General features: G+C 62.5%; 4 protein-coding genes. 3 read left to right on the top strand and 1 reads right to left on the bottom strand.

The genetic code is table 11. The features are described from left to right. The first annotated feature begins 1 nt into the window (after position 1). On the top strand, positions 2–1,132 hold the full coding sequence (locus tag HYT87_01745) for an ABC transporter permease (protein ID MBI2058473.1): 1,131 nt from the start codon (positions 2–4) through the stop codon (positions 1,130–1,132). Positions 1,133–1,134: 2 nt separating this feature from the next. After that, entirely contained in the window at positions 1,135–1,788 is a 654-nt protein-coding gene (locus tag HYT87_01740) for an ABC transporter ATP-binding protein (GenBank protein ID MBI2058472.1), read from the top strand. Between the two features lie 129 nt (positions 1,789–1,917). Here HYT87_01740 and HYT87_01735 read toward each other — a convergent pair whose 3' ends face one another. Then, the gene (locus HYT87_01735; protein ID MBI2058471.1) at positions 1,918–3,732 is read right to left on the bottom strand and encodes an OmpA family protein; all 1,815 of its coding nucleotides are present in this window, start codon (positions 3,730–3,732) and stop codon (positions 1,918–1,920) included. 367 nt (positions 3,733–4,099) lie between these two features. On the opposite strand from HYT87_01735, the gene HYT87_01730 reads away from it, so the two are divergent. Beyond that, a complete protein-coding gene (locus HYT87_01730; GenBank protein ID MBI2058470.1) occupies positions 4,100–12,856 on the top strand; it encodes a hypothetical protein in 8,757 nt (2,918 codons plus the stop codon). Positions 12,857–12,961: the final 105 nt, after the last annotated feature.

Raw genomic sequence — 12,961 nt, 5'->3', positions numbered from 1 at the left:
GATGGATCCTTCGCGCTTTTTCTTGCGGCTACTTTTCCGATCGCTCAAGGAGAGGTCCGGCCGCGTGTGGGTGGCCGTACTGTCGGTCGGGCTGGGGACCTCCGTCATCGGTGCATTCATGACGCTGTACGCCGATGTACGTGTCCAGATGAGCCGCGAACTCCGGGAGAGCGGCGCGAACTTCGTGATCCAACCCGCCGACGGTGTCGAAACCCTTCCGGAGGATTCCGTGACGACAATGACGGGTCTGGTTCACGAGGGACACGTCCTGGGCGCTCAACCTTTCCTGTACGACGTGGTGGAGTGGAATGGACGCCGGATGGCGGCAGCCGGGATGCGGTTCGACGCGATCCGCACGGTGACTCCGTACTGGCAGATTCAGGAGGGCGAACCGGCGGGCGCGGCCGGAATGGATGCGTGTCTCCTGGGGAAGTCCGTCGCGGAGAAGCTGAATGTTCAACTGGGGGAAGCCGCGATGCTTCAATCGGGAGGACGGACCCATTCCTGCGTGATCACGGCGATCGTGGACACAGGGGGGGCGGAGGACGACCAAGTCTTTCTGCCTTTGCCTCACGCCCAGCGGCTGTTTGATCGGCCTGGGCAAGTACACATGGTGTTGGTCAACCTCCTCGCCGAAGATGTGGATGTCGATGCGCTCGCGCGGAAAGTGGAGTCGGCCGTTCCCGGCGCCCGCGCCCATCCCATCCGAAGGCTCCGGGAGTCGGAAGGCCGAATCCTGGGCAGGATTCGATCCATCGTTCAGACGGTCGTCATTCTTATCACCGCCTCTTCCCTCCTGGGGCTTCTGATTGCTTTGATGACGATGGTCACCGAGCGGCGGAGAGAAATGGCGCTGATGACGGTGCTGGGGGCCACGAGCCGGCGATTGAATCTTCACTTCCTCTGCGAAGTGGCGGTGATCGGGCTAGTGGGCGGCATCGTCGGATCTCTTCTGGGCGCGGCGATGGCGGAACGGATGGAACGGACCATGTTCGGAACCTCCATGGATTTTCACCCGGGGCTGATCCCCTTCCTTCTCGTTCTCTCGATGTTGCTCAGCCTGCTCGGAGCGATCCTCCCGCTCCGCCAGGTTCGGAAGATCCAGCCGGCCGTCCTCTTGAAAGGGGATTGAACATGACTTGCATCGAAACGAAAAGCGTGGGCAAGCGGTACGGCGACGTGCAGGCGCTTGAGGGGGTTGATCTTGATATCCGACCGGGCGAATGGGTGTCGATCATGGGGCCGTCGGGTTCGGGAAAGACCACGCTCCTCAATCTGATCGCCTGCCTGGATGTCCCGACGACCGGCGCCCTCCTCTTCGACGGGCAGGATATTTCGCGGCTGAACGGCGACGCCCTCATCCGATGGCGGAGGGAAAAAATCGGACTGGTGTTCCAACAGTTTCACCTCGTTCCTTACCTTTCCGCCTTGGAGAACGTCATGCTGGCTCAGTATTTCCACAGCATGGTGGATGAGCGGGAAGCCTCAGAGTCGCTGGAGTCCGTGGGGATGGGCGGCCGCCTGGCTCACAAGCCGTCGCAACTTTCCGGGGGCGAGCAACAGCGCGTTTGTATCGCGCGGGCTCTTATCAATCATCCTGCGATCGTCCTGGCCGATGAGCCGACGGGGAACCTCGACGTCGACAACGAGCGAATTGTCCTGGACCTTCTGCGCCGTTTCCATGCGGAGGGCAAAACCATCGTTGTGGTCACTCACAATCCGGAGATCGGCGAACTGGGTGATCGGGTGGTCACGTTGAAGCATGGACGGCTGGCGCCGGCAATTTGATCGGGGGCTGCGAAGAAGCGTGAGCGGCGGGACCAGCCCGGATGCGCCGCCTTCATTGGACCTCAGAAATCAGGCAGCTACCGATGGAGATGATGCAGCCGGATGGGGGGTCGGCCGGCGGGGGAGGAGCTACTCGGTGATTCGGAGATCGACCCGCCGGTTTTGGGCGCGGCCCGCAGGGTCGGTGTTCTGAGCGACCGGTTTCAGATCGGAATAGGTAACGACGTCCGCCCGGCCCAGGTCCACGCCCTTGGCCACAAGATAGTCCCGAACGGCCCCCGCCCGCCATGTGGCGTAAAGAGCTTTCCAAACTTCGGCGCCGGTCCCGTCGCTGTGGCCTTCAATCCGCAGCCTGGCGCCGGGCTTCTCACTCAGGAGGCGGGCGATTTCGTCGAGGACCGCCTGCCCTTTCGTTCCGAGTTTCGTCCTGTGGTGGGCAAATCCGATGCTCCAGGGCGCCGGCTGAATGATGACGATCTCGACGCGCCGGTTCTTGGACCGCCCCTCGCGCGTATTGTTGGGCGCAATGGGCTCCGCATCGGCCAGGCCGACCGGCATCAGCCGCGAGGCATCGATCCCCTCGGCCACAAGAAATTCCACAACCGACTTCGCGCGCTCCGTCGACAACATCTTGTTGTACCACTTCGGCCCCTTCGAGTCGGTGTGCCCCTCCACGCGGGCGAGGGCATCGGTGTGAACGGCGAGATACCGCGCCGCGGACTTCACCTCCTCGATCATGGGACCTTCCACCTCTGTTCGGTAGGGGGCGAATGGAAGCGGTCGAGGCGGCGCCGGCTCGGCGACCGTACCCCCGGCAGGGAGTCCGGATGGAATTTGAACCGCGGCCGGAGAGGAGGGCGCTCCGCCGACTCCGGCGGGAACTCCAAATCCAAACATCTCCGGCGTCGCAAACGGGACCTCCCGGGGGTACTCCATTTCGGCCGCGTGGAGTCCCGGCGCCTCGTACGGCAGCCACGCCAGGCCCACCCAGATTCTCCACGGGGCGATGACTTCATTCTCGTCGGGAAACCGACCCGTCAACTGCCCGAGATCCACCGCGAGATCGGCCTGAAGATTCGAGTAGACGAAGGATTTCAGACCGGGCGTGACGATCACCGGGTTGGCCGAGAACTTCAATTTTGTTTTTTCACCAAACGAATTGATCGCCTTTCCATCCACGTCACGCCATGTGGAAACTTCGAAGAAGGGCGAAGGGGTGGCGCGTCTCCCCGGGACTTGCGCGGAGTAGGCCAGGCGGGCAACAAACGCGGTCTCGCTGATCGCCCCGGCGGCCAGCCGCGTTCGACGGATGAGATCCACCTTCGCGTGCTTGAGAACGGTCTCGGTCTTGTCCACCGCGTATCCCGCGTTGATGTCGAAGATGTGACGCAACGCCCCGCGCGGCGAAAGTTTTCGGAAGGAAGCGGCGAGCGAATACTCCGGACTCATCGCGCTCACATCCGGGCCGCCGCCCGGACGCGCCGGAATGAGAATGGGAACAGCCACGCTCACGCCGGCGTTCTCTCCCTGCCACAACGAATAGGTGAAACCGAGGCCCAGATTGCCCAACGTGGTCGTGTCGCCCTTCCCATCTTCGGAATCAAGCCGATAAAACCGGCCCTCCATCGAGAAGGCAAAGGTCATCCGGGTGAATCGCCCCATGGACCATGGTCGGACCGACAAGGCGTATCGCCCTTCAATGCCGCTGTGGTCCTCGCCGCTGAGGGTCAGACCTTTCTTGGAAAAATACCCCGCCGTGCTGGACTGAAAAACCCGTTCGGCAGAAGGCAGAAATCCCGTAATCGCGCGGAAAGCGCCCGGCAGCCCGGACAGCGACATCGAGTTATCCGCCGAGGGTTGGCCGGCCACTGCGTCCTCGCCCAGAGAAAGCGGGGGGCGGAATACGGCCACGCAGATGGCTGTTGCAAAAAAGAGACGCCACATCGCAAGCGTCGGCAGTCTCACACAAATCGGCTCAAAATGGAAGGAATTTCCCACTTCTGGAATACTGATATAGATCATAATTCGAGTTTCACTCCAAGTGCGATTTTGCTTTACTTTGGTACGGTCGGCGAGATAGAATCCGGCCCAAATACAGCGGAGACTGTGCGTTGTGCCACCGCAGGGAATTAGCGTGACGCCAACGCGGGTCACCATGACATAGAAGGTGGAGTAATCGAGAAAAAAGGGTGGGGCTCCCAGTCGAACCCGAGATAGCATATCGACGAGGGTAGCCGTAACAGCTGGAGGTATTGTGAATCGAAGCGGGGATAGTCAAATGAACACCGGGGGACCAATCCGATCGATCGGGATGGGGGCAGTGATTATGGCCGCACTGGCCTTTGCAGCCTGCGTCAACAAGATCTCAGACCTCCCCATCCGGAAGATGCCCTCCCGGGCCATGGGTTTGGAGATGGCCCTCCCGCTCTCGGCCGAAACGGCGGCCGCGCTCAACGGAATCGCGGAGAAGAGTCAACTCGTGACGGACGTGTACGTCAATGGTCAGCTCGTCGCGGAAGGAATTCGCGGCGGGATCCGCGGGGGCATCCGGGGCGAGGTCCAATCCGGCATTCGGGGCGCTGAGGCGTCCGGCATCCGGGGCGGCGTCCAGGGCGCCGAGCAGGGCGGAATTCGCGGAGGCGTCCGCGGCGGAGTAAGGGGAGCCGATGCGCGGGGAGCGAGCCATGGTGCGAATCGAATGCCCGCCAACAACCCTCGATCCGCCCCGAAACGTCAGGATGGCGGTGCCGACATCGTTTTCGTCTACGAAACCGCCTTCGTGATGTCGCAGGATCAGTTCATTGAAGGGGGAAACCAGTTCGAAACGAAAGTTCACCCGGAGAGCAACGCCGATGTTCCGCTCGTCGAATTGGATACCCAGGTGAATGTAGCCGGGTCGACCGGGGCCGACGGAGGCAGGTCCGACTCGGGCGCCGGCGGAGCGTTCCAAATGGAAGACAAGGATCTGACCGAGGATGAGGTCCAACTCCCGGATGGCGATGGAGACGGCGTGGCCACCCTTACCGAAGTGGTCACGGTGCTGAACTCCTCTGCCTCGGGCGAGGGGAAACCTGCCGGCGATCTGAAACAAGCTCTGGCCGCAGCCAAGGACGCGGAGAGCAAGCCCACGGAGGCGCAGGTCCAAAAGGCTTTCGAGAATGTGGCGACCAAACTGGAAACAAAAGTGAAGGACGACCTGAAACGGTCAGGCACGCAAACCGCCACGGAGGTCAAGATCGAACTCAAGCCCGTGGATCTTACGCCTCCGGAAACCACCGTGACCTCCCCGTGCAAAGAAGTGGCGGAGTTCTGCGTGATCGCCACTGCCGCCGATGTGTTCAAGTTGGGGTGCGACGACACGACATGTGTCTTTCGATGCTCCCTGGACGGTGGGCCGTTTCAACCCTGTCCCGCGGTCTATCAACCCACGGCGCCCAATGGGGCACACGCTCTCTCCGTGAAAGCCGTAGATGCGGTGGGCAATGCCGACGCCACGCCGGTCACGCTGAAAATCTATCTGGCCATGAAGGACACGACCCCGCCGGAGACTCAATTCACGGTCCCGCCGGCCCTCCTCATCAACCAGCCCTCGGCCAATTTCCAGTTTTCCGGAACGGACAACGAACCCGGCTTCACCTTCGAGTGCTCGCTGAACGGCTCGGCGTTCATCGCCTGTAAATCGCCCTTGGTGTTGACTCTGACGAAAGGCGATGGAGTCTACCAGTTTTCAGTTCGCGCCAGGGATGCGGCCGGAAATGTGGATGCCTCACCCGCCCAAGTGACCTTCACGGTGGATACCGCCCCGCCGGAAACGACGATCTCGATGCATCCGGCTATCCTCGTCAAGAGCGCGTCCGCTTCCTTCGAGTTCTCATGCTCTGATCCTTCCACCGCCCAATCCGCCTCAGGCGGACCATCGCCCACCGCCTGTTCTTACTACTGCCAGCTCGACGTGGGGACACCGGCGCCGTGCACTTCACCCGCTGTGCTGACGGTGACGGAAGGGGCGCACACGCTCGGCGTATTCGCACAGGATGCCGCGGGGAACCGCGATCCGACTCCCGCTTCGTTCACGTGGAACGTGGACCTGACCCCGCCGGACACACGAATCACCGGCCATCCCGATGCGCGAACGGCGATCACCTCGGCCGGTTTTCTCTTCGAATCGCCCGACTCGAGTGCCGCTTTCGAATGCTCCCTCGACGACGCCCCCCCGACGGGCTGTTCCTCCCCTCTCTCCATCAAGGAACTGAAAGGCGGCGCGCACCGTCTTGCCGTGGAAGCGGTGGACCCCGCGGGAAACCACGACCCCACACCGGCCCGGTATGATTGGCTCCTCGATCTCACCCCCCCGGTGGTTTGGTTTACGCTTCATCCCCGGTTGATTTCCAATGTCAGCTCACCCGTCTTCGGGTTTGCTTCTGACGATCTCGAAGTGTGGGTGACTTGCTCGCTCGACGGGGCTCCTGCGGGCGGATGCAAGTCTCCCACCACGCTCACCGGTCTGAAGGACGGAGAACACAATTTCGTCTTGGTGGGCTGGGATCCGGTGGGCAATAGTTCCCCGCCGTTGTCCTACATGTGGACGGTGGATACGGTTCCCCCCGCCGTGCCCCTGCCCGGAGTGCTCACGAACGGGACGCATACGAACATAGTCAAACCGTCGTTCACGTGGACCAAGTCCGCCGATACCGTCTCCGTCGAGTTTCAAATTTCGGCCAATGCCTTATTTACCTATGGGGTGGTCGAATACACGGGGTTAACGGCGAGCGGTTTCGCATATCCCAATCCGCTTCCGGAGGCGCCGTATTATTGGCGCATCCGGGCCCTCGATGCCGCTGAGAACGCGAGCGTCTATTCGACCGCGCGACAGTTCACGGTGGATGTCACGCCACCGAGCGCCGGAGCGGTAGCGCCTGCCTCAACCGCTACGGCCACCCACGTCGATGGCATCTATAATGTCAGCACGACCTTCACGGATCTGAACCCCATCACGAACTGCCAATACACCGTGAATGGAGGCTCAACGTGGCTGGCGGCTGCCTACAGCGCAGGAACCTGCTCCAAAGTCGGCATTGTTTGCGCCGACGGGACTCTTCTCAGCCTCAACATGCGGGCCGCGGATGCGGCCGGAAACATCGGCGGTTCGGCGACGGTTTCCAGGACCTGCGATACGATTCCGCCGACCACGACCGACGACGGGCCGGCCTCCTGGGTTCCCGGTGATGTGACGGTGACTCTGAGTCCCACCGATGCCCGCTCGGGAGTAGCCGGAACGAACTATTGCGTGGATTCCGCCAACACTTGCGTTCCGTCCACCGCGGGAACGGCGGTCTCCGTCACTTGCCCCGTCGGGACGGTTTGCCCCCGGTACGTTCGCTACCGGTCGACGGACAATGTGGGAAACTTGGAAACCACCCAGTCCAAACTGGTTCGAATCGACAAGCAGGCGCCGACGACATCGGACGATGCCCCCGCGGCATGGCAAGGGGCAGACGTTTCCGTCACCCTGAGCGGTTTCGACGGAGCCGGGTCCGGTATCGCCTCCACAACGTACTGTACGGATAGCACGAACACCTGCGCGCCAACCAGCGCCTACACGGCCCCGGTCTCCATCCCCTGCTCCACCGGTTCGGTCTGCCAAACGTACATCCGTTTCAATTCGGTGGATGGGGTTGGGAATGCGGAATCCGTTGTCTCCAAGCTGGTGCGCATCGACAAGCAGGCGCCGGCCACCACAGATGATGCACCCGTCGCCTGGCAGGGCGCCGATGTGACGGTCACCCTCTCGGCGGGCGATGGCGGCGGATCGGGTGTGTCCGGAATCAACTACTGCCTCGATGGCGCGGATTCCTGTGCTCCCGCCACGGTCTACACCGCGCCATTCGCCGTCGCCTGCTCTCCGGCCACCGTGTGCCCCACCTACGTACGCTTCCAAGCCACCGATGCGGTGGGCAATGTGGAAACCGTCATCTCCAAACTGGTCCGAATGGATAAGGAAGCGCCGGCCACGACCGATGACGCTCCCGCGGGCTGGCAAGGGGCGGACGTAACGGTGACTCTGACGCTCGATGACAAGACCGGCTCGGGAGTCGCCGCCACATCGTACTGCGTCGATGCCTCGGATACGTGCGCCCCAAGCACACCGGGGACGTCCATTTCCGTTACCTGTTCGCCCTCGTCGGTTTGCCAGAACTACGCGCGATATCAATCGACCGATGCCGTGGGCAACGTCCAGAGCGTGGTCTCGAAATTCATTCAGATCGACAAGCAGGCGCCGACGACCACCGACGACGCTCCCACGCCGTGGCAAGCGGCCGATGTCGGGGTGAACCTCAGCCCATCCGACGGGACGGGTTCCGGCGTCGCCTCCACCAACTACTGCGTGACCGATCCTCCCGCCGTCATCAGCACCTTCGCGGGCGGCGGCGGATCGCTCGGCGACGGAGGCCCCGCCACGAGCGCACAACTCAGTCTGATCCTTGGCGCGGAGAAGGCCGGTCAGGCCTTCGATTCGGCCGGCAACTTGTATATCGCGGACACCGGTCAGGCCCGCGTCCGCAAGGTCACGCCCGGCGGCACGATCAGCACTGTCGCCGGCGGCGGCGCGGGTTGCGCGGCGCCGTGCGCAGCCACGAATTACACTTTGGGCATGCCGGAAGACGTGGCGGTAGACGGCTCTGGGAACATCTACATCGCCGAGCGGAACACCCATCAGGTCTTCAAAGTGGATACCGGTGGCACGCTCAGCATCGTGGTCGGGACCGGTTCACAAGGCTGCACGGGCGATGGCGGACCCGCCACCAGCGCCACGCTCACTTACGTCCACGACATCGCAGTCGATTCGGCGGGAAATATTTTCATCGGCGGCGAATGCGGTAGCGTCAGAAAAGTGGATGGCAGCGGAACCATCACTCTGCTTTCCGGTACATCCGTAGGCGGAAACATCGGCGTCTCCGTTGATGCCTCCGGCAATCTCTTCTTCACGTCCAGCTACCGCGTCTACAAGCGCGATCCGGGGGGTACCGTCACCACCATCGCGGGAACGGGCACGAACGGGTACACCGGCGACGGCGGACTGGCGACCGCGGCGACCCTCTCCTATGCAAAAGAAGCGGTGGCCGACGCGGCCGGAAACGTCTACATCGCCGACACCTCGAATCATGTCATTCGAAAGGTGGATGCATCAGGTATCATCACGACGTTGGCCGGCACGGGTTCGGGCGGCTTCAGCGGCGATGGCGGCCCGGCGGCCTCTGCAACATTGCAGTACCCCAGCGACGTGGAATTGGACGCCGCGGGCGACCTCTACATCGCAGACACTTCGAACCATCGAATCCGAAAATTGACCGGAACCGGCTCGGGCTGCACTCCTTCCACAGCGGGCACCGCCGTTCCCGTCACCTGCTCCTCCGGCAGCGCGTGCAAGAAAGTCGTCTGCTATCAGTCCGGCGACTCCGTGGGCAATGTCGAAACCAAGAAATGCAGCGTGACGGTGATGATCGACAAACAGGGTCCCACCGGCAGCGTGGTCATCAACAGCAGCGCCGCCTACGCGAACAGCCAGTCGGTCACGCTGGCTTTGGTTTACAGCGACGCCTCCGGCGCCGGAGTGGACCAGGTGCGCTACTCGAACGACGGCGTCTGGGACACCGAGATCTTTGAGGCGCCCTCGGCCTCCAAAGCCTGGACGCTCACGGCGGGCGATGGGTCCAAGACGGTGACCTTCCAAATCCGCGACCTCATGTCGAACCTCTCCGCGGATTTCACCGACACGATCATTCTCGATACGACGCCCCCGGCAACGCCTACGGGAGTCGCCGTAGCCCAGAACGCCCCAAGTACGGCCGACTCGGTGTCCGGCCCTGTGGGCTCCGTCGAGGCAAACTCAACGGTCAAAGTATGGGCGGATGGCCTGCTCACGACTCTGATCGTCTCTGGAACCGCGGCAGGCGACGGCTCGTTCACATCCCTTTCCATCGGTGACAATGCGAATGCAACAGTCTATGTGACCGCCACCGATGCCGCCACCAATCAGTCCTCGGCGGCCACCGCCACCAACGACATCGCCTCTCCCACGATCGCCGACAACCAGGCGGGCGACACCACCTGGCGGAATGCCGATCCCGGCGCGATCTACGATGTGGACTTCAACGACGCCGGTGGCAGCAATTTGAGCTACGTCCAATACACCGTGTGGGATGCCACCGGGCAGACCGGTACCCAGCTCATTGTGTTCACTAACATTGCCACAGGGATCGGCACGGCCTCGTACACGACGAACTGGGGCGTGGCCTTTGCGTCCCTGAACCAGTGGACGAACAACTTCGTCAGCGTGAGGGCCTTCGACAACGCGGGTAACTCCGCCGTTTTGAACGACGTGTTCTTCGTTCAAAAGGACACCATCGCCCCAGTATCGGGATCGGTAAGCGATGGCACCGGCGCGGACCTCGCCTTCCAGTCATCCACTTCGACCATGGATGCGAATTGGGCCGGCTTCGGCGACAACATCAACGTGACCTCGTACGACTACAACATCAGCACCACCACGGGCTGCACGGGAGACGTCCTCGCCACGGCCGGCAACGGCGCAAACAACTGGAAAAACACCACCGGGCTGACCCTGACCAACTACACCACCTACTACAATTGCGCTCGCGCGTTGGATGCCGCGGGGAATACCGGTGCGTGGGCTTCCTCCAATGGCGTGGTGCCGGACGGCGTGCCCCCGACCTCTTCCGTCACAAGTCCCGCCAACAACGCGAAACTGGCCGCACTCGCCTCGATGGCGGGTTCGTCAACCGATCCCGGGACCGGCAGCGGTGTACAGAAAGTCGAAATCACAATCCTGCGAGTCTCGGACGGCAAGTACTGGAACGGAACGGCCTTCAACCCCGCCACAACATGGCTTCTCACAACGGGAACGACTTCTTGGAGCTATTCCACCGTCCCGGCCTGGGTTGACGGAATCCAGTACACGATCCAATCCCGAGCAACGGACAACTTGAACAGCGTGGAAACGCCGGGGACGGGGAGCACCTTCACCTTCGACACCTCCACTCCCACCTTTGCCGGGATCAGTTCGCTCGCGGTGAACAATCTTTCCATTACCTTGGGGTGGGCGGCGGGATCCGACACGGTAACGGCCGCCGGCTCTCTGGTCTACAAGATCTGCCAGTCGACGAGTGCGGGAACCTGCGGTGGCTCATTCACTGCCACATACACCACTGCGGCGGGGGCTACGACCTATGCCGTCAGCAGCGGCCTCGTGAAGAATACGAACTACTACTTCGTCGTCCGCGCGCAGGACGAGGCGGGGAATTCCGATACGAACACCGCTGAAAAAGTCGGCGCGGCGGGCGGAAACACCTGGGCGTCGAAAACCGCCATGACAACGGCCCGGTATCATCATGGCGTGGCGGCCTGCGGGAACGGGAAGGTCTACGCCGTCGGTGGAGACATCTTCGGCCTGACCACCGCGAACGAAGAGTTCGATCCGGTGGCCAACGCGTGGGCGGCCAAGGCTGCGATGCCTGCGGGCAGTCAACAAGTGGCCGCCGCCTGTCTGGCGGGAAAAGTCTATGCTCTGGGTGGCGTCAACGGCACCGTCCAGAATACCAACTACGAATACGACACCGCTGCGAACACGTGGGCGACCAAGGCGGTTATGCCCAACGCCGTCAGCGGCCCTCAAGCGGCGGCCGCCAACGGAAAGATCTACGTCTTCGGCGGATTCAATTCGTCTGTCTACGTCGCCGCCGTCCGCGAATACACGCCGTCGACTGATACATGGGTCAGCAAGGCGGCCCAGGGTACGCCCCGGAGCGATACGGGAGCGGCCGCCATCGGCAATAAGATCTATGTTTCGTGCGGATGGAACGGCGCGGCGCTGAGCTCCACGGAGGAATACGATGTGATCGCCAACACGTGGACGACAAAAACGGCCGCCCCAACGGCCCGATACGGTCCGGCGGTCGCCTCCGTCGGCGGAAAGCTCTATGTCATGGGCGGGTACAACGCCTCCGCGTATTCCACGGTGGAGGAATACAACCCTGTAGGCGATTCGTGGGCAACGGCAGCGGCACTCCCAACAGTACGATACCGTTTCGCCGCCACCACAGCCGGTGGCAGAGTCTATGCGATTGGCGGTCGCGATAATTTCGGCTCGCTCTCCGGTGCAAACGAGGAGTACACGCCCATGGCACCGGGCGCGCCCGTCGATGCTTGGGTGAACAAGGCCCCGATGCTCACCGCTCGGCGCGCTCTCGCCGTCTCCGAGGTCAACGGGAGGATCTATGCCATCGGCGGGGACAAGGGTACGCCATCAGCCGAAAACGAGGAGTACGATCCTGTGGCCAACTCGTGGGCCGTCAAGACGGCACTGCCTACCGCGCGGTGGGAACTCTCCGCCGCCGCGGCCAACGGCAAGATCTACGTGATGGGTGGCAAGGACAACGTCCCGACGATTTACAATCTGAACGACGAATACGACCCCATCGCGAATACCTGGGCTGTGAAAGCTGTCCTGCCCTCCAATCGCCACCAGCACGTGGCCGCGGCCGTGAACGGGAAGATCTATCTAATCGGCGGATTCGACGGCACATCCACTCTGGCGAATTGCAACGAATACGATCCGGTCGGCAACACGTGGACGTCCAAGACCGCCATGCCCACGGCCCGCTACGCCATGGCGGCGGCCGTCGCCCATGAGAAAATCTATGTGGCGGGCGGCTGGAATGGCGCATACGCCGGCGCCATGGAAGAATACAACCCTACGTCCGATACTTGGACGGCCAAGACCGGCGTGCCCACCCCCAGATCCGATCTGGCCGCGGCCGGGCTCGATGGCCGGGTTTTCGTGCTCGGCGGTACCGATGGCACCGTGTCGGCCCTCACTCACGAGTACGAGCCGTTGTCGGACACTTGGACCGCCAGGACGATCCTCGGCGCAGCGCGACGCGTCCATGGGGCGGTCAGCGTGAGCGGCCGGATCTTCTCCATCGGCGGAAGCGATTCGGGCGGAACGGCCCTTCAAACCACCAGCCAATACGTTCCCCTCATACCTTGAGTTCGAGCAAAGGTACCCCCTCTCCCTGAAAGGCCATGGTCTATGCCGCGCCATCCTGGGCGCGGCGACATATCATGGCCCCATGCCATCCTTGGCAAGGGGGAG

The sequence above is a fragment of the Nitrospirota bacterium genome (assembly GCA_016180645.1).
Classification (GTDB): domain Bacteria; phylum JACPQY01; class JACPQY01; order JACPQY01; family JACPQY01; genus JACPAV01.
The sequence above is the reverse complement of the archived record's forward strand: the minus strand, read 5'-3'. Positions and strand labels throughout refer to the sequence as shown.